The 16417-nt window shown below is 69.9% G+C and carries 17 protein-coding genes; 6 read left to right on the top strand and 11 right to left on the bottom strand.

Annotated elements, in window-relative coordinates:
* Nucleotides 1–182: 182 nt before the first annotated feature.
* Nucleotides 183–650 (top strand): MarR family winged helix-turn-helix transcriptional regulator, encoded by a 468-nt coding sequence (locus ACFOMP_RS16275; protein WP_379032432.1) that lies wholly within the window; start codon nt 183–185, stop codon nt 648–650.
* Nucleotides 651–665: 15 nt separating this feature from the next.
* Here the strand turns inward: ACFOMP_RS16275 and ACFOMP_RS16270 are convergent, their stop codons facing one another.
* Nucleotides 666–1052 carry a putative zinc-binding protein gene (locus ACFOMP_RS16270; RefSeq protein WP_379032429.1) on the bottom strand — a complete coding sequence of 129 codons (387 nt, stop codon included), beginning with the start codon at nt 1050–1052 and terminating at the stop codon, nt 666–668.
* A gap of 103 nt (nt 1053–1155) precedes the next feature.
* Complete coding sequence (locus tag ACFOMP_RS16265) at nt 1156–2964, bottom strand: ABC-F family ATP-binding cassette domain-containing protein (protein ID WP_379032426.1); 1809 nt, start codon at nt 2962–2964, stop codon at nt 1156–1158.
* A 486-nt stretch (nt 2965–3450) separates the two neighbouring features.
* On the opposite strand from ACFOMP_RS16265, the gene ACFOMP_RS16260 reads away from it, so the two are divergent.
* Genes ACFOMP_RS16260 through recR form a run of 4 tightly spaced genes read left to right on the top strand, consistent with a single transcriptional unit; the run spans nt 3451 to nt 6530 of the window.
* A complete protein-coding gene (locus ACFOMP_RS16260) occupies nt 3451–3747 on the top strand; it encodes a DUF2218 domain-containing protein (protein ID WP_379032423.1) in 297 nt (98 codons plus the stop codon).
* 59 nt (nt 3748–3806) lie between these two features.
* Nucleotides 3807–5579 (top strand): DNA polymerase III subunit gamma/tau, encoded by a 1773-nt coding sequence (locus ACFOMP_RS16255; protein WP_379032420.1) that lies wholly within the window; start codon nt 3807–3809, stop codon nt 5577–5579.
* A 3-nt stretch (nt 5580–5582) separates the two neighbouring features.
* Nucleotides 5583–5924 (top strand): YbaB/EbfC family nucleoid-associated protein, encoded by a 342-nt coding sequence (locus ACFOMP_RS16250; protein ID WP_289893639.1) that lies wholly within the window; start codon nt 5583–5585, stop codon nt 5922–5924.
* Between the two features lie 3 nt (nt 5925–5927).
* Entirely contained in the window at nt 5928–6530 is a 603-nt protein-coding gene (recR, locus tag ACFOMP_RS16245) for a recombination mediator RecR (protein ID WP_379032417.1), read from the top strand.
* Between the two features lie 182 nt (nt 6531–6712).
* On the opposite strand, the gene ACFOMP_RS16240 is transcribed toward recR, so the two are convergent.
* Both ACFOMP_RS16240 and ACFOMP_RS16235 read right to left on the bottom strand, forming a co-directional pair.
* Nucleotides 6713–7159, bottom strand: coding sequence for an Hsp20 family protein (locus tag ACFOMP_RS16240; RefSeq protein WP_379032414.1), 447 nt, complete (start codon nt 7157–7159; stop codon nt 6713–6715).
* A 242-nt stretch (nt 7160–7401) separates the two neighbouring features.
* Complete coding sequence (locus ACFOMP_RS16235; protein WP_289893642.1) at nt 7402–7644, bottom strand: YdcH family protein; 243 nt, start codon at nt 7642–7644, stop codon at nt 7402–7404.
* 88 nt (nt 7645–7732) lie between these two features.
* Between ACFOMP_RS16235 and ACFOMP_RS16230 the strand changes: the two genes are divergently transcribed.
* Nucleotides 7733–8485, top strand: a complete 753-nt coding sequence (locus ACFOMP_RS16230; protein ID WP_019352722.1) for a DUF599 domain-containing protein — start codon at nt 7733–7735, stop codon at nt 8483–8485.
* Here the strand turns inward: ACFOMP_RS16230 and ACFOMP_RS16225 are convergent.
* The 7 genes from ACFOMP_RS16225 to ACFOMP_RS16195 form a co-directional block, all read right to left on the bottom strand.
* Nucleotides 8396–9592 carry an MFS transporter gene (locus ACFOMP_RS16225; protein ID WP_379032410.1) on the bottom strand — a complete coding sequence of 399 codons (1197 nt, stop codon included), beginning with the start codon at nt 9590–9592 and terminating at the stop codon, nt 8396–8398. The two genes, ACFOMP_RS16230 and ACFOMP_RS16225, sit on opposite strands and share 90 nt — an antisense overlap.
* 273 nt (nt 9593–9865) lie before the next feature.
* Entirely contained in the window at nt 9866–10648 is a 783-nt protein-coding gene (locus ACFOMP_RS16220) for a crotonase/enoyl-CoA hydratase family protein (protein ID WP_379032407.1), read from the bottom strand.
* On the bottom strand, nt 10648–11502 hold the full coding sequence (locus tag ACFOMP_RS16215; RefSeq protein WP_379032404.1) for a hydroxymethylglutaryl-CoA lyase: 855 nt from the start codon (nt 11500–11502) through the stop codon (nt 10648–10650). The genes ACFOMP_RS16220 and ACFOMP_RS16215 overlap by 1 nt, the downstream gene beginning before the upstream one ends.
* Nucleotides 11499–12155 carry a glutathione S-transferase family protein gene (locus ACFOMP_RS16210; protein WP_379032401.1) on the bottom strand — a complete coding sequence of 219 codons (657 nt, stop codon included), beginning with the start codon at nt 12153–12155 and terminating at the stop codon, nt 11499–11501. Before ACFOMP_RS16210 ends, ACFOMP_RS16215 begins: the two co-directional genes overlap by 4 nt.
* A complete protein-coding gene (locus ACFOMP_RS16205) occupies nt 12148–14073 on the bottom strand; it encodes an ATP-binding protein (RefSeq protein ID WP_379032398.1) in 1926 nt (641 codons plus the stop codon). Before ACFOMP_RS16205 ends, ACFOMP_RS16210 begins: the two co-directional genes overlap by 8 nt.
* 79 nt (nt 14074–14152) lie before the next feature.
* Nucleotides 14153–14662 (bottom strand): O-acetyl-ADP-ribose deacetylase, encoded by a 510-nt coding sequence (locus ACFOMP_RS16200; protein ID WP_379032395.1) that lies wholly within the window; start codon nt 14660–14662, stop codon nt 14153–14155.
* A 5-nt stretch (nt 14663–14667) separates the two neighbouring features.
* Complete coding sequence (locus ACFOMP_RS16195; RefSeq protein ID WP_289893649.1) at nt 14668–16272, bottom strand: carboxyl transferase domain-containing protein; 1605 nt, start codon at nt 16270–16272, stop codon at nt 14668–14670.
* Nucleotides 16273–16417 lie beyond the last annotated feature (145 nt).

The following is a 16417-nucleotide window of genomic DNA, read 5'->3' as shown; positions in this document are numbered from 1 at the left end:
GTCCTTGGGCAGCGGGGAAAGGTGCGTGAGGGGGCGTTCGGACCGGGAAGCGCAATCGCTCGCGCGCTACTGGTCACCATTGGTCCTATAAAAGTCGCGAGCGATTGCATCGCGTGCGGTATAAATTCCGGGGCCGGTTGTCAAGCCTTGCGATCCTATCGCGGGCGATATAATTTCCGGGCATGAGTGATCCTGCAAGACCCACGCTCGACGACATGCTCTGCTTTGCCACCTATGCGGCAAGCTTGGCCTTCGGCCGCATCTATCGTCCGCTTCTGGACAGGCTGGGCCTGACCTATCCGCAATTCCTGGTCATGCTGGCGCTGTGGTCCGAGGATGGCGTGCCCATCGGCCAGTTGGGCGAACGGCTGTCGCTGGAAACCAACACGCTGACGCCGATGTTGAAGCGGCTGCAGGGGATGGGGTTTCTGGACCGCGTCCGCGACACGGCGGATGAGCGGCGGGTCATCGTGACGCTGACCGAAAAGGGCCGCGCCGTCCAGATCGACGCCGGCGAAATCACCCGCTGCGTCGCCGCCGCCTCGGGCCTGTCCGAGGCGCAGATCGTCCATCTGCGCCATGAGATGCGCGAGTTGCACCGGCGGCTGGATGCCCACGCATCCGGAAAGGCCGGGCCGGGCCCGGCCTGATCCTGCCCGGCCCGGTCAGGCGGTCACTTGTGAACGGGCCGGCGCGTCCAGCCTTTCGGCCAGTTCGGACAATACCCGCTCGGCCTCGTCAGTGTCGAAATCGGTCTGGTAGCGTTTGCGCACGCCGTGGTCCGACAGCAGGTGGTAGTCCGAGGCCTGCACGCCATGGCGGGCCAGGCAGTTGCGCACGCAGGCCAGTGCGCAGCCGTCGATGGCGATGATGCGGCGGCCCGAAGTGGCGAGGCGCACCAATTTCGGCACGTCGCCGCCCACTCCGGCGATGCAGGACATCTGGGCCAGCCCGCGGCGATCCATCTGCACGGCCAGGTAATTGGCCATCTGCGCGGCGCTGGAACAGCCGGAGCAGGAATAGACAAGGGGCAACTGGGCGGGTGGGTTCATCCTTGGGCCTCGCATGGCTTTCGGCCAGGGGACCATGCCTTTCCGGCCCTGTCGAGAGACAGGACGTCGCAGGAAGGCGCCGCGCGGACCACGCGGACCGCGCCTAGGCCTGATCCTTTTCCGCCAGATCCAGCCATTCCTCCTCGGCCGCGGCCAGCGCCTGCTGGCGCTCGGCCAGGCCGCCGCTTGCCTTGGCGAATTTCGCCGGGGCGGTCTGGAACAGGTCGGGCTGGGCAAGGAATTCGGTCAGCTTGCCGATCTCGGCCTCCAGCCGCTCGATGATCGCGGGCAACGCCTCCAGCCGCTTCCGCTCGGTGAAGCTCAGCCCCGGGCGTTCGGCCGCAACCTTCGCCTGGGGCCTTGGCGCGGCGGCGGGCTTCGGCGCGTCGGTCAGCGGGGCGTCTTCGGGCCGCTGCGCGCGATAGTCCGACCAGCCGCCGGGATAGATCGTGGCGTGGCCGTCGCCCTCCATCGCCACCGTGGTGGTGGCCACGCGGTCGATGAAGTCGCGGTCGTGGCTGACCAGCAGCACGGTGCCGTCGTAATCGCCCAGGATGTCCTGCAAGAGGTCCAGCGTTTCCACGTCCAGATCGTTGGTCGGTTCGTCCAGCACCAGCAGGTTCGAGGTTCTGGCCATGATCCGCGCCAGCAGCAGCCGGGCCTTTTCCCCGCCCGACAGGCTGCCGACCGGCGCCCTTGCCTGCGCCTCGTCGAACAGGAAATCCTTGAGATAGGCCACGACATGACGCGGATTGCCGCGCACCATGACCTGATCCGACCGACCCGAGACCCGCATCGACGGGTCGGCCGCCAGCGCATCCCACAGCGTCGCCGTCTCGTCTATGGCCGAGCGCGCCTGGTCGAAGACCGCGATCTCCAGGTTGGTGCCGTGCCTGACCTCGCCGGTATCGGGGGCGATCTCGCCGGTCAGCATCTTGATCAGCGTGGTCTTGCCGACGCCGTTCGGGCCGACGAAGGCCACGCGGTCGCCGCGCAGCACCCGCAGGTCGAAAGGTTTCAGGATCGCCCGCTCGCCGAAGGATTTCGAGATGCCCTTGGCGTCGATCACCCGTTTGCCGGATTGCGGCCCGGCGTCCAGTTCCATCGCCGCGGTGCCCTGGCGGCGGATCTGGCCGGCGCGTTCCTCGCGCAGCGCCGCCAGCGCGCGGACCCGGCCCTGGTTGCGCTTCCTGCGCGCGGAAATGCCCTCGACCGCCCAGCGGGCCTCGGCCTTGATCTTGCGGTCGAGCTTGTGGCGCGCCTCGTCCTCGGCGGTCCAGACGGTTTCGCGCCAATCCTCGAAATGCTCGAAGCCGCGGTCCTGCCTGCGCACCTCGCCGCGGTCGATCCACAGCGTCGCGCGGGTCAGCGCCCGCAGGAAGGCCCGGTCGTGCGAGATCAGCACGAACCCCGCCCTGGTCGCGGCAAGCTGCTCCTCGAGCCAGCCGATGGCCTCGATGTCGAGGTGGTTGGTCGGCTCGTCCAGCAGCATGAGCTCTGGCGCCTCGGCCAGCAGCCGGGCCAGCGCCGCCCGCCGCCGCTCGCCGCCCGAGGCGGTGGCCACCGGGCGGTCGGGGTCGAATTTCAGCCCCTCGGCCGCCATCTCGACCCGGTAGCCCTCGGCATCGCCAAGGCCGGCGCGGGCGAAATCGCCCAGCGTGGCATGGGTCGAGAGGTCGGGATCCTGCTCCATATAGCCGACGCGGGTGCCGGCGGGGGTGATGACCTGGCCGGCATCGGGCTCGACCAGCCCGGCCATGACCTTCATGAGCGTGGATTTGCCCGAGCCGTTGCGGCCGACCAGCGCCAGCCGGTCGCCTTGCTGGACGGTCAGGTCCAGCCCGTCGAAGACGGGATTGCCGCCAAAGGTCAGGGTGATATCGGTGAGTTGCAGAAGCGGTGCGCGTGCCATGTGGGGGCAGATATGCCGCGCCAGGCTTCGGGTCAACGGGGGACGGATGCGGGCCGAAGGGGGGGCGCCGCCCCCGGCCCTGCGGGCCTCCCCCGGGGTATTTTCGAAACGGCGAAACAGCGAAGGAGCGCCGCGCCGCCGTCAGCATGGCGATATGCCTTGCCGTGGACAATCCTGCGGGTGCGCAGGACGGGCGACGGCGAAGATCAGCAGGCCGCGGGGCGCTCATCGCTCTTTGATTGCCGCCGGACCGGATGCCCCGCGGCCCGCGCTTGCATGCGGCGATGGCAAAGCCGGGGATGGCCGGCCGGCTGCGCGTCCTGCGCCAGAGGCGGCGGGCCAAGGAGCGATGAGGCCAGCGGGATTGAACGCCGCCCCGTCCGGGTTATATGGGGCACCGGGTCCGGGCCGAGCCCGTTCACCGTTTCGTGACCCCTTCCATGTCCGCCAGCCGCCGCCAGCCGGACCCGCAAGACAGGAAAGATCATGTCCCAGACCGTCATCCTTTCGACCTGCCGCGTGACGACCGCGAATGGCAGCCGGTACCTGCAACAGCTTTGCAAGCATTGGGCGCACAAGTTCGAGGTCGAATTCGACCCGTGTCACGGCCGCATCGCCATGCCCGAGGACCGAACGGTCACGCTGGCGGCCACGCCCGATGCGCTGGAGATCCGGCTGGAGGCGCCCGAGGCGATCACCGCGCATATGCGCCACATCGTCGACAGCCATATCGCCCGCTTCGCCTTCCGCGAGGAGTTGGCCTTCGACTGGCAACCGGCCTGAGGGCGGTTGCCGCCCCGGGGCCGGGCCGCTAATCTGCGCCGGTCACGAAAGGCCGGTGCATGAGCGAAGAACAGACCTATCAAGTGCTGGCGCGGAAATACCGCCCCGAGACCTTTGCCGATCTGGTCGGCCAGGACGCGATGGTGCGGACGCTGAAGAACGCCTTCGCCGCCGACCGCATCGCCCAGGCTTTCGTGATGACCGGCATTCGCGGCACCGGCAAGACCACCACCGCGCGCATCATCGCCAAGGGGTTGAACTGCACCGGCCCCGACGGTCAGGGCGGCCCGACGACCGAGCCCTGCGGGGTCTGCGAGCATTGCGTGGCGATCTCCGAAGGTCGGCATGTCGACGTGATGGAGATGGACGCCGCCTCTCGAACCGGTGTGAACGACATCCGGGAAATCATTGAATCGGTTCACTATCGCGCCGCCTCGGCGCGTTACAAGATCTATATCATCGACGAAGTCCACATGCTCTCGACCAGCGCCTTCAACGCGCTTCTGAAGACGCTGGAGGAACCGCCGCCGCATGTGAAGTTCATCTTTGCCACCACCGAGATCCGCAAGGTGCCGGTGACGGTGCTGTCGCGCTGCCAGCGCTTCGACCTGCGCCGGATCGAACCCGAGGTGATGATCGCCCTGCTGCGCCGCATCGCCTCGGCCGAAGGCGCCGAGATCTCCGACGACGCGCTGGCGCTGATCACCCGCGCCGCCGAAGGCTCGGCCCGCGATGCGACCAGCCTTCTGGACCAGGCGATCAGCCATGGCGCCGGCGAGACGACGGCGGCGCAGGTCCGCGCCATGCTGGGGCTGGCCGATCGCGGCCGGGTGCTGGATCTGTTCGACATGATCCTGCGCGGCGCCGCGGCCGAGGCGCTGGCCGAGCTGCAGGCGCAATATGCCGACGGCGCCGACCCGATGGCGGTGCTGCGCGACCTGGCCGAGATCACGCATTGGGTCTCGATCGTGAAGATCACCCCCGAGGCGCTGGAGGATCCCACCATCGGCCCCGATGAGCGCGCCCGCGGCCAGCAGATCGCGGAAAAGGTGCCGATGCGGGCGCTGACCCGGCTGTGGCAGATGCTGCTCAAGGCGCTCGAGGAGGTGGGGAACGCCCCGAACGCGATGATGGCCGCCGAGATGGCGATCATCCGCCTGACCCATGTCGCGGACCTGCCCGACCCCGAGGCGCTGATCCGCAAGGTTCAGGCCAGCGCCGCGGCGGGCGAGTTCAGCCGCGCCGCCGCGCCGCCCGCCGCGCGCAGCGAGGCACCGCGTGCGGCCGCCCCTCGTGCCCCCGTCGCCGTCCGGCAGGATGGCAGCGCGGCGGCCATCGCGGTCTCGCCCGATGCGCTGGATGGTTTCCCCGATTTCGAATCGGTGCTGGAACTGATCCGGCGCATGCGCGACATGAAGCTGCTGCTGGATGTCGAGGATCACCTGCGGCTGGTGCGCTATTCGCCGGGCCGGATCGAGTTCCAGCCGACCGAGAACGCGCCGCGCGACTTCGCCCAGCGGCTGGCGGAACGGCTGCGCGGCTGGACCGGCGGCCATCGCTGGGCGGTGACCGTGACCGCGGATCCCGGTCAGCCGACGGTCAGCGAACGGCGCGCGGCGCGCGAGGCCGCGGCCCGTGCCCGCGCCATGCAGAACCCGACCGTGCAGGCGATCTTCGCCGCTTTCCCCGGCGCGAAGATCACGCAGATCCGGCCGGTGCCGACGCCGGTCGCGGTTGAAAAACCGGCGGGCGAGGATACATCCCCGCATGAGCTGACCGAAGGCCCGGTGGCCGAGGTCGAGGAATGGGACCCTTTCGAGGACGAGGATTAGGCGATGTTCAAGGGCCTTGGCGACATGGACCTGTCGAAGATGATGGAAGCCGCCCAGCAGATGCAGGGCAAGATGGCCGAGATGCAGGAAGGGCTGAACCGCCTGACCGTCACCGGCGAGGCCGGTGCCGGGCTGGTCAAGGCCACCGCGACGGCCAAGGGCGAGTTGACGGCGCTCGATATCGACCCCTCGATCTTCAAGGCCGAGGACAAGGAAGTGGTCGAGGATCTGATCCTGGCGGCGATCAAGGACGCGCAGCGCCGCGCCCAGGACAAGGCGGCCGAGGAAATGGCCCGCCTGACCCGCGAGCTCGGCCTGCCGGCCGACATGAAGATGCCCTTCTAGGCGATGTCCTCCGCCTCCGGCGACGAGATCGAGACGCTGATCGCCACCATGGCGCGGCTGCCGGGGCTGGGGCCGCGCTCGGCGCGGCGCATCGTGCTGCAGCTGATCCGCCGCCGCGCCGGGCAGATGGCGCAGCTGGCGGCGCTGATGGCCAGCGTGGCGGAAAGTGCCCGCGAATGCCTGGTCTGCGGCAACATCACCCAGTCCGACATCTGCCCGATCTGCGAGGATCCGGCCCGCGCCACCGGCGAGATCTGCGTGGTGACCGAGGTCGCCGACCTCTGGGCGCTGGAACGCGGCCGCGCCTTCCACGGCCGCTATCACGTGCTGGGCGGTAGCCTTTCGGCGCTGGACGAGATCGGCCCCGAGGATCTGCGCATCCCGCAGCTGATCGCCCGCATCGCCGAGGAGCACGTCACCGAGGTCATCCTCGCCCTCTCGGCGACGATCGAGGGGCAGACCACCGCGCATTACATCGCCGAGGCGCTTGTCCCGACCGGCGTCGCCGTGACCGGCCTGGCGCAGGGCGTGCCGATCGGCGGCGAGCTTGACTATCTCGACGATGGCACCATCGCCGCGGCGCTGCGCGCCCGCCGCAAGCTCTAGCGGCGGGCGCCGCGCCGGGGCTCCGCCCCGGACCCCGGGGTATTTTTGAAACGGAGAAAGAGGCTGGAAACGGACCGGCGGCGCGCATGGCAAAAGGGGCGCTGCAACCGGCGCCCCTGGCTTTCTCCGTTTTCCAAATACCCCGGGGTGCGGGGGCAGCGCCCCGCGTCCTCCACCGAAGCTCAGGCGTCCAGTTTCCCCACCGCCTTCGCCGGTTTCGCGATCTCGATGCGGCGCGGCTTCAGCGCCTCGGGGATCTCGCGCACCAGGTCGATGTTCAGCATGCCGTCCTCGTGGCTGGCGCCATCGACGCGGACATGATCGGCCAGCGTGAAGCGGCGCTCGAAGGCGCGGGTGGCGATGCCGCGATGCAGATAGCTGCGGCCCTCGTCCTCGGTGGCCTTCCTGCCCGAGACGATGACGGCGCCGTCCTTGACCTCGACGGTCAGATCGTCGGCGGCAAAGCCGGCAACGGCGATCGAGATGCGATAGGCGTTCTCGCCGGTCTTCTCGATATTATAGGGAGGGTAGCTTGCGATATCGGCGGACAGGGCACGGTCCATGACATCTGCCATCCGGTCGAAACCGACCGAGGCACGATAAAGCGGGGTCAGATCGAAGTTGCGCATTTTTCGCATCCTTTCATCAAGCGATACAAAGGCTTGCCCCCCGGTTCGGGCGGGCAGGTCCGTCGGCGCCCCAGGGGCCGTCCGACAGCGTTGAGGTGGGAATGCGGGTTGCGGGTTTCAAGCCCTGCGGCCGTCCGGCGGCGGTATGGCGGGACGCAGCGACTGCAAGCCGCACGCCCCGCCGTTCTCCTGCCTGTCCCTACCCCGGCTGACGCCGGGCGGCCGGTAGGCCGGCTTCCGCCTCAGCCGCGCGCGCCCGCCAGCAGGCGGGCAATCTCGTCCTTCAGCGCGGCGCGCTTCCTGCGCAGCTCGGTCTCGGCCTCGTCCGACATCGGGGTATGGCGGCTCTCTGCGCCGAAGACCTGGTCGTTGATCGCGTCATAATCTTCCAGCAGCCGCGCGAAACGCGCGTCCGAGACCTTCAATTCGTGGATGCGCCCGGCATCGTTCGGAAATTCCTCGTGAATGGCATGCGGTGCGGCCATGGTTCCCTCCGGGTTGCTCGTTACAGGCCCAAGGTAGGGATGCCGCAACGGACTGGCAACAGGTCGCCGGCGGCGATAGAACCGGGGCATGGACATCAGCGCATCCCTTCCCGGTCCCTTCACCCTGGCGGACCTTGCCGCCATAGCCTGGCTTTTCCTTGCCTGGCTGGGCATTGGCTGGATCACCGAGCACCCGCCGAAGGACCGTCCCTCGGTCTCGGTGCTGATGAAGGACTACCGCCGGGAATGGATGCGGCATTTCGTCACCCGCGACCCGCGCATCTTCGACGGCAACATCCTGACCACCCTGCGCGAGGGCACGGCCTTTTTCGCCTCGGCCTGTCTGATCGCGGTGGGCGGCGGGCTGGCGCTGATCGGCAATACCGACCAGCTGGCCGGCGTGGCGCGGCAGTTCGATCTCGGCCACGTCCCGGCGCTGAAATGGGAGATCAAGATCGTCGTGGTGCTGTTCTTCGTGGCCAATGCGCTCTTGCGCTTCGTCTGGTCGCACCGGCTGTTCGGCTATTGCGCGATCATGATGGCCTCGGTCCCCGACGATCCCGAGGATCCGCGTGCCCTGCCCTCGGCCATGCAGGCGGCCGAGATCAACATCACCGCGGCGCGCAGCTTCAACTCGGGCCTGCGCTGCGTCTATTTCGCACTGGGGGCGCTTGGCTGGCTGGCCGGGCCGCTGGGCCTGTTCCTGGCCACCAGCTATGTGCTCTTCATCTCGTGGCGGCGGGAATTCGCCTCACACTCGCGCCGGGTCATCCTGCACAGCGCCCCCGGGCTGGCGGGCCTGATACCAGGCGAGGGCCAGGGCCAGCATCCCCGCGACTGACAGCGCCACCGCGACCAGCCCCGAGGACCGCCAGCCCCAGCCAGCCGCCAGCGCCAGTCCCGCGAGCCAGGGCCCCAGCGCATTGGCGGCATTGAAAGCGGCATGGTTCATTGCCGCCGCCATGCTCTGCGCCTGGCCCGCCACGTCCATCAGCCGGGTCTGGAGCGGCACCACCATGCCCGAGCCCAGGCCCAGCACGAAAGACGAGACCAGCATCAGTCCCCAATCGCCCACCGCATATGAGGCAAAGCCCTGGGCCAGCGCCATCAGCACCATCAGCCAGAACGCCGCCCCCCAGGTGCCGTAGCGGATGGTCAGCCGTGCGGCCATGACCCCGCCCGCGGTGCCGCCGATGCCAAAGGCCGACAGCATCGCCGGCACCGCCCAGGCCGGCGGCTGGGTGGTCGCCAGCATGGCGGCGGACAGGAAGGAATAGACCGCGAACAGCCCGCCAAAGCCGATGGCCCCGACCAGCAGGATCAGCACCACCGCCGGGTTTCCCAGCGCCTTCAACTCGTCGAGCGGCCGGGCGTCCCTGGGCGCGCCGACCCGCGGCGCCAGGCGCAGGATCAGCCAGCCGGCCAGCAGCGCCAGCACGCCGGGCAGCGCGAAGCCCCAGCGCCAACCCAGCCCCTGCCCCAGCATCCCGGCCAGCGGAACCCCGGCGATATTGGCGATGGTCAGGCCCAGCAGCACCTGCGTCACCCCCTTGGCGCGCTGCTCGCGCGGCAGGGCGTCTGCGGCGAACAGCATCGCCACGCCCAGAAAACCGCCATGCGGCAGCCCGGCCAGGAAGCGCGTGCCGACCAGGGTGCCATAGCCCGGCAACACCGCCGCCAGCAGGTTCATCACCCCATAGGCCGCGATCAGCGCCGCCAGATAGCGCCGGCGCGGCAGCCGCGCGCCCAGGATCGAGGTGATCGGCGCGCCGACCACCACGCCAAGCGCATAGGCGCTGACGACATGGCCGGCCTGCGGCTCGGTGATGCCCAGATCGCTGGCATACCAGGGCAGAAGCCCCATGGCGGCGAATTCCGAGGTGCCGATGGCAAAGGCGCCCAGACCAAGGGCAAGAATCGCAAGTTTCAGATGAGGCGGCGGCGGCATGGCGGCACCTTCCGGGACATGTTTGGCGGGTTTTCGGGAATCATGTTGGCGATAACAGATTCCTTGACCACCCGTCACGCGCCACCACCGAAATGCGGCCATGCGCTGCGCGCAAATGTCGCGCCTGCGCGGGCCGGACCGGCCTTCTCTGTTGCATAAATACCCAAACTGCAAGGTTGCCAAGCCAGTACCGCCGCCTGTCCAAGACAACCGCATCGCAGGCGCCTTGCCGGTCGCGCGGCGGGGCATCGATGGAACGGACAGGCGTGCGGCTTAGTCCTGCTGCCAGCGCGGCTTGCGCTTCTCGAAGAAGGCGGCGATGCCTTCGGGCGCCTCGTCGCCTTCCCAGACCGCGACCAGGGCGTCGATGCTGGCCTCGATCTCGGCCGGGCCGATGGCGGGGCCAAGCCGGCGGGCCAGGCGCTTGGCCGCCGCCACGGCGCCGGGGGCGCAGGAAAGATAGGGCGCGACCTCGGCCTCGACGGCGGCATCCAGCGCGTCGGCATCGGCCTGGCCGGCCAGCAGGTTCAGCCGCACCGCCTCATCGGCGCCGAACAGCCGGGCCGACATGAAGACCCGGCGCGCGCGGTCCTCGCCCATGCGGGCCAGCACATAAGGGCCGATGGTGGCGGGGATCAGGCCGAGCCGGGTCTCGGTCAGGCCGAAGCGGGCTTCGGGCACGGCGATCACCACGTCGCAGACCGCGATCATGCCGACGCCGCCGCCGAAGGCATTGCCCTGCACCCGACCGATCAGGGGCTTGGGCAACGTGTTCAGCGCATTCAGCATCATCGCCAGTTCGCGGGCGCCGGCGCGGCGGCTCTCGGCATCGGTGCGCATCTGATCCTGCATCCAGCCGAGGTCGCCGCCGGCGCAGAAGCTCTTGCCCTCGGCCGCCAGCACCACGACCCGGACGGCAGGATCGGCGCCCAACCGCCCGGCGGCCTCGGTCAGTTCGCGGATCATCTGCGCCGACAGCGCATTGTGCTTGTCGGCGCGCGCCAGCCACAGATGCGCGACGCCGCGCGGGTCGGTCTCGATGCGGATGGTCTGCATCACGGCTCTCCTCTCAGGCTGCGGGCCATGGCGGCGGCGCGGGCGATCACGCCCATGTCCAGGCCCGTGTCATGGCCGGCCGCCGCCAGATGCGCGGCGACGGCTTCCGTCGCGACATTGCCGGCCGCGCCCGGGGCATAGGGGCAGCCGCCAAGGCCACCCACGGCGGCGTCGAAGACCCGCAACCCGCGCGCCAGGCTCGCGTCGATATTGGCCAGCGCGCGGCCGGCGGTGTCGTGGTAATGGCCGGCCAGCCGCTCGGGCGGCAGCTCGTCCAGCACCGCCGCCAGCATGGCGTCGATGGTCTCGGGCCGGCCCTGGCCGATGGTATCGCCCAGGCTGATCTCGTAGCAGCCCATGTCGCGCAGCGCCGCCGCGACGCGGGCGACGGCGGACGGCGGCGTCGGCCCGTCGAAGGGGCAGTCGGTCACCACCGAGACATAGCCCCTGACCGGGATGCCGTCGGCGCGCGCGGCCTCGGCCACCGGCGCCAGCCGCTCGAGGCTTTCGGCGATGCTGGCGTTCAGGTTCGCGCGCGAAAACCCTTCCGAGGCCGAGGCGAAGATCGCCACCTCCGAGGCGCGGGCCGCCTTTGCCGCCTCGTAGCCCTTCATGTTCGGGGTCAGCACGGCATAGCTGACGCCGGGGGCGCGGCGAATGCCGGCCATGACCTCGGCGGCGTCGGCCATCTGCGGCACCCATTTCGGCGAGACGAAGCTGGTGACCTCGATGCGCCGGAACCCGGCCTGCGACAAGAGGTCGACCAGCGCGATCTTTTCGGCGGCGGGGATCAGCCGCTTTTCGTTCTGCAACCCGTCGCGCGGGCCCATTTCGAAGATCTCGACGCGGGTCATTCGGGCACCTCGTAGAAGTCGCGGGCATAGATGACCGCCGTGCCTTCGGCCGGCAGGCTGCGCTGGAAGGCCGGGCGCGCGGCGCAGCGGTCGCGATAGGCGGCCAGCGCCGGGCGGTCGGCGAAGCTGACGAAGCGCGAGGCGATCCAGACCGAATAGCCGACCTGGCAATCGACGCCGGAAAACTCGCCGAGCAGCCAGTCCGCATCCGCGACGCAAGCCTCGACCAGACGCAGCGCCCGCGACAGCCGCGCCGCCTCGAGCCGCATCAGCACGGGCGAGCGCTGGCTGTCTTCGCGCAGGAAGACATGCTGCTGGGTCAGGTTGGCGAGATGCTGGCCCAGCGTCTCGCCGAAATGCAGCCAGTCGAGCCAGCCCGACCGCCCGGGCGTGCCCGGCGCGCGCCAAAGCTGCCGGGCGCGGGTCTCGCACAGCCATTCGGTCATGGCGCCGGATTCGTGCAGCGTGGTGTCGCCGTCGCGCAGCGCCGGCACCCGGCCGACCGGGTGGATCGCGTCATAGGGTGGCCGGCGCGTCGAACCGTCCGCAAGGTCCATCAGCCGCAGGTCGTAATCGCAGCCGATCTCCTCGAGCAGCCACAGGATGCGCATCGAGCGCGACAGCGGCACATGCCAGAGCGTCAGCTCAGCCATCCTCCTCCTCCAGCCGGATCAGGGCCGCGCCGGCCTCGACCTGGTCGCCGGGCGCGGCCAGCACCTCGGCCACGGTGCCGTCGCGGGCGGCGGTCAGGGTGTGTTCCATCTTCATGGCTTCCAGGATCGCCAGCCGGTCGCCGGCCGCGACCTGCTGTCCGGCGCCGACGAAGACCGCCTTGACCAGGCCCGGCATCGGCGAAAGCGTCAGCCCACCGCCGGCCTCGTCGCCGCCGCGGTCGAGCGGGTCGAGGGGGGTCAGCGTCAGCGAGCGGCCGCCGAAGACGCTGGTGCCCGCCGCGTGATTGATGATGCGCGAACGGCGCGGGCTGCCGTCGACCCACCAGCGTCCGCCCTCGTAGCCGATGATATGCGTTCGACCATCCAGCGTCACGCGGGCGGCGCCGGGGCCGGTGACCTCCAGCACGGCCTCGCCGCCCTCCCAGGAGATGGTGCGGCGCAGGGGCTGCCAGAGGGTGATGCCGCCGCGGATCCGGGGATCGTCGAGCCCGGCAAGGCCGAGGACCGCCAGCGCCTTCGCCCGCGGGTCGGGCTCGGCGGCGGCGACCAGCGCCTGCAGGTCGCGGGCGATCAGGCCGGTATCGACCTCGCCGCGGCCGAAACCCTCGTGCCGGGTCAGGGCGATCAGGAAATCGACATTGGTGACCGAGCCCGCCACCTCGGTATCGACCAGCGCCGATTCCAGCGCCCGCAGGGCGATGGCGCGGGTGGCGCCATGGGTGACGATCTTGGCGATCATCGGGTCATACCACGGGCTGATGCTGTCGCCGGGCCGGACGCCGGTCTCGATCCGGGCATGGTCGGGAAAACGCAGATGCGCGAGCCGGCCGGTGGCGGGCAGGAAGCCCGCGGGCACGTCCTCGGCATAGAGCCGGGCCTCGAAGGCGTGGCCGGTGATGGTCAGGTCTTCCTGCCGGGCCGGCAAGGGCTCGCCGCTGGCGACGCGCAGTTGCCATTCGACCAGATCGACGCCGGTGATCGCCTCGGTCACCGGGTGTTCGACCTGAAGGCGGGTGTTCATCTCCATGAACCAGAAACCGTCGGGACGCAGGCCCTGGCTGCCGTCGACGATGAATTCGATGGTGCCGGCGCCGGCATAGCCGATGGCCTCGGCGGCGCGGACGGCGGCGGCGCCCATGGCGGCGCGCATTTCGGCGGTCATGCCGGGGGCGGGAGCCTCCTCGATCACCTTCTGGTGGCGGCGTTGCAGCGAGCAGTCGCGCTCGAACAGATGGACGGCGCGGCTGCCGTCGCCAAAGACCTGCACCTCGATATGGCGGGGCTGCTGGATGTATTTCTCGATCAGCACCGCGGGATTGCCGAAGGCGGTGGCGGCCTCGCCCTGGGCGGATTGCAGCGCGGCGGGGAAATCCTGGGCGCGCTCGACCAGCCGCATGCCCTTGCCGCCGCCGCCGGCCACCGCCTTGATGAGCACCGGATAGCCGATCCCGTCGGCCTGGGCCTGCAGGTGGTCGGCATCCTGGTTCTTGCCGTGATAGCCGGGGACCACCGGCACGCCGGCGCGCGCCATCAGCGCCTTGGCGGCATCCTTGAGGCCCATCTTGCGGATGGCGTCGGCCGAGGGGCCGATGAAGATCAGGCCGGCGGCGGTGACCGCATCGACGAAATCCGGGTTCTCGCTGAGAAAGCCGTAACCGGGATGGATGGCCTGGGCGCCGGTGTCGAGCGCCGCCCGGATGATGGCATCGCCGCGCAGGTAGCTGTCCCGGGGCGCCGGGCCGCCGATCGGAACCGCCTCGTCGGCCATGGCGACATGGCGGGCGGCGCGGTCGGCCTCGGACCAGACCGCGACGGTGCGGACGCCCAGGCGGCGGGCGGTGTCGATGACGCGGCAGGCGATCTCGCCGCGATTGGCGATCAGGATCTTCTGGAACATGGGCGGCTCCTCGTGGCGCGGGCGGCGCCGGGGGTTTCACACCCCCGGGCCCCCGCGGGGTATTTTTGAAACGGTGAAATCATCGCCGGGCCCCATCGACCGCCCGGCGGAGCGTGGCGTGGCTGGCGGCGTCGAAGCCGACCAGCGTGACCTCGAGGCCGGCGCCGTGGCCGAGGATGGTGGCCACGGCGATGCCGGCGGCGCGTTCGGCCGGGAAGCCGTAGATGCCGGTCGAGATCGCCGGGAAGGCGATGCGGGCGATGTCATGGGCCTGCGCGAGAAGCAGGCTGTGGCGATAGGCGGCGGCGAGCAGCGCGTCCTCGTCCGCCCCGCCGCCCTGCCAGACCGGGCCGACGGCGTGGATCACGTAGCGGGCCGGCAGGGCATAGCCGCGGGTGATGCGGGCCTCGCCGGTGGGGCAGCCGCCGATCCGGCGGCATTCTTCCAGCAGGCCGGGGCCGGCGGCGCGGTGGATGGCGCCGTCCACCCCGCCGCCGCCCAGCAGGCTGCGATTGGCGGCGTTGACGATGGCGTCCACGGCGAGCCGGGTAATGTCGCCTTGCAGGGTCAAGAGCCGGGGCCGGTCCATGGCCGTCACATCCGGAAGATGCCGAAGCGGGTCGGCTCGATCGGCGCGTTGAGGCTGGCGCGCAGGCTCAGCGCCAGCACGTCGCGGGTCTTCCTGGGGTCGATGATGCCGTCGTCCCAGAGCCGGGCCGAGGCATAGAGCGGATGCGACTGGCGCTCGAACATCTCGATGGTCGGGCGCTTGAACTCGGCCTCGTCCTCGGGCGACCAGGTGCCGCCCTGGCGCTCGATGCCCTCGCGGCGCACGGTGGCCAGCACGCCCGCCGCCTGTTCGCCGCCCATGACCGAGATGCGCGAATTGGGCCAGGTCCAGAGGAAGCGCGGCGAATAGGCCCGGCCCGACATGCCGTAATTGCCGGCGCCGAAGCTGCCGCCGACCAGCATGGTGATCTTGGGCACGCTGGTCGTCGCCACCGCCGTCACCATCTTGGCGCCGTGCCGGGCGATGCCCTCGTTTTCATATTTGCGCCCGACCATGAAGCCGGTGACGTTCTGCAGGAACACCAGCGGGATGTTCCGCATCGAGCAGAGTTCGATGAAATGCGCGCCCTTCTGCGCGGCTTCCGAGAAGATCACGCCGTTATTGGCGACGATGCCGACGGGGCAGCCCTCGACATGGGCGAAGCCGGTGACCAGCGTCTCGCCGAAGCGGGCCTTGAACTCGTCGAAGCGCGAGCCGTCCACCACGCGCGCGATCACCTCGCGGATGTCGTAGGGGGTGCGCAGGTCGGCGGGGACGACGCCGAGGATCTCCTCGGGGTCATGGGCGGGCGGTTCGGGGGCCTGCCATTGCACGGTCGCGGGTTGTTGGCGGTTCAGGTTGGCGATGGCGCGGCGGGCCATGGCGAGGGCATGGGTGTCGTCCTCGGCCAGGTAATCGGCCACGCCGGAAAGACGGGTATGCACGTCGCCGCCGCCCAGATCCTCGGCCGAGACCACCTCGCCGGTCGCGGCGCGGACCAGCGGCGGGCCGGCGAGGAAGATCGTGCCCTGGTTCCTGACGATGATCGTCACATCGGACATGGCCGGGACATAGGCGCCGCCCGCGGTGCAGGAGCCCATGACCACGGCGATCTGCGCGATGCCCTTGGCCGACATCTGCGCCTGGTTGTAGAAGATGCGGCCGAAATGGTCGCGGTCGGGAAAGACCTCGTCCTGGTTGGGCAGGTTCGCGCCGCCGGAATCGACCAGGTAGACGCAGGGCAGCCGGCATTCCTCGGCGATCTCCTGGGCGCGCAGGTGCTTTTTCACCGTCATCGGGTAATAGGTGCCGCCCTTGACCGTGGCGTCGTTGGCCACCACCATCACCTCTTGGCCATGCACCCGGCCGATGCCGGCGATCACCCCGGCGCAGGGCGCGGCGTCGTCATACATGCCATGCGCCGCCGTGGCGCCGATCTCGAGGAAGGGCGAGCCGGGGTCGAGCAGGTTCGCCACCCGCTCGCGCGGCGGCATCTTGCCGCGCGCCACATGGCGCTCGACGGCCTTGGGTCCGCCGCCGGCCGCGGCGGCCAGTGCCGCCCCGCGCGCCGTTTCCAGCATGGCGAGATGCGCCGCGCGATTGGCGCGGAAAGCCTCCGAGGACGGCAGGGCCGAGGTGCCGAGTTTCATCGCGTCATCCTTTCGGTCGTGGCGTCGGGGCCTTGCGCCGGTTTGACGCAGCCGGGGCCCGGACGGGAAATTCTTGATCCAGATCAACGCCGCAACCGCGGCCGGGGCGGCATGAGCGGGCATGCGACAAGAAGAGAGGATCGCC

Origin of the sequence: Paracoccus simplex (genome assembly GCF_042648325.1) — a bacterium.
Classification (GTDB): domain Bacteria; phylum Pseudomonadota; class Alphaproteobacteria; order Rhodobacterales; family Rhodobacteraceae; genus Paracoccus; species Paracoccus simplex.
The sequence above is the reverse complement of the archived record's forward strand: the minus strand, read 5'-3'. Positions and strand labels throughout refer to the sequence as shown.

Coding starts and splice junctions, on each gene's coding strand:
- ACFOMP_RS16275 (WP_379032432.1), top strand. CDS start 183: ATGAGTGATCCTGCAAGACCCACGCTCGACGACATGCTCTGCTTTGCC.
- ACFOMP_RS16270 (WP_379032429.1), bottom strand. CDS start 1,052: ATGAACCCACCCGCCCAGTTGCCCCTTGTCTATTCCTGCTCCGGCTGT.
- ACFOMP_RS16265 (WP_379032426.1), bottom strand. CDS start 2,964: ATGGCACGCGCACCGCTTCTGCAACTCACCGATATCACCCTGACCTTT.
- ACFOMP_RS16260 (WP_379032423.1), top strand. CDS start 3,451: ATGTCCCAGACCGTCATCCTTTCGACCTGCCGCGTGACGACCGCGAAT.
- ACFOMP_RS16255 (WP_379032420.1), top strand. CDS start 3,807: ATGAGCGAAGAACAGACCTATCAAGTGCTGGCGCGGAAATACCGCCCC.
- ACFOMP_RS16250 (WP_289893639.1), top strand. CDS start 5,583: ATGTTCAAGGGCCTTGGCGACATGGACCTGTCGAAGATGATGGAAGCC.
- recR (WP_379032417.1), top strand. CDS start 5,928: ATGTCCTCCGCCTCCGGCGACGAGATCGAGACGCTGATCGCCACCATG.
- ACFOMP_RS16240 (WP_379032414.1), bottom strand. CDS start 7,159: ATGCGCAACTTCGATCTGACCCCGCTTTATCGTGCCTCGGTCGGTTTC.
- ACFOMP_RS16235 (WP_289893642.1), bottom strand. CDS start 7,644: ATGGCCGCACCGCATGCCATTCACGAGGAATTTCCGAACGATGCCGGG.
- ACFOMP_RS16230 (WP_019352722.1), top strand. CDS start 7,733: ATGGACATCAGCGCATCCCTTCCCGGTCCCTTCACCCTGGCGGACCTT.
- ACFOMP_RS16225 (WP_379032410.1), bottom strand. CDS start 9,592: ATGCCGCCGCCGCCTCATCTGAAACTTGCGATTCTTGCCCTTGGTCTG.
- ACFOMP_RS16220 (WP_379032407.1), bottom strand. CDS start 10,648: ATGCAGACCATCCGCATCGAGACCGACCCGCGCGGCGTCGCGCATCTG.
- ACFOMP_RS16215 (WP_379032404.1), bottom strand. CDS start 11,502: ATGACCCGCGTCGAGATCTTCGAAATGGGCCCGCGCGACGGGTTGCAG.
- ACFOMP_RS16210 (WP_379032401.1), bottom strand. CDS start 12,155: ATGGCTGAGCTGACGCTCTGGCATGTGCCGCTGTCGCGCTCGATGCGC.
- ACFOMP_RS16205 (WP_379032398.1), bottom strand. CDS start 14,073: ATGTTCCAGAAGATCCTGATCGCCAATCGCGGCGAGATCGCCTGCCGC.
- ACFOMP_RS16200 (WP_379032395.1), bottom strand. CDS start 14,662: ATGGACCGGCCCCGGCTCTTGACCCTGCAAGGCGACATTACCCGGCTC.
- ACFOMP_RS16195 (WP_289893649.1), bottom strand. CDS start 16,272: ATGAAACTCGGCACCTCGGCCCTGCCGTCCTCGGAGGCTTTCCGCGCC.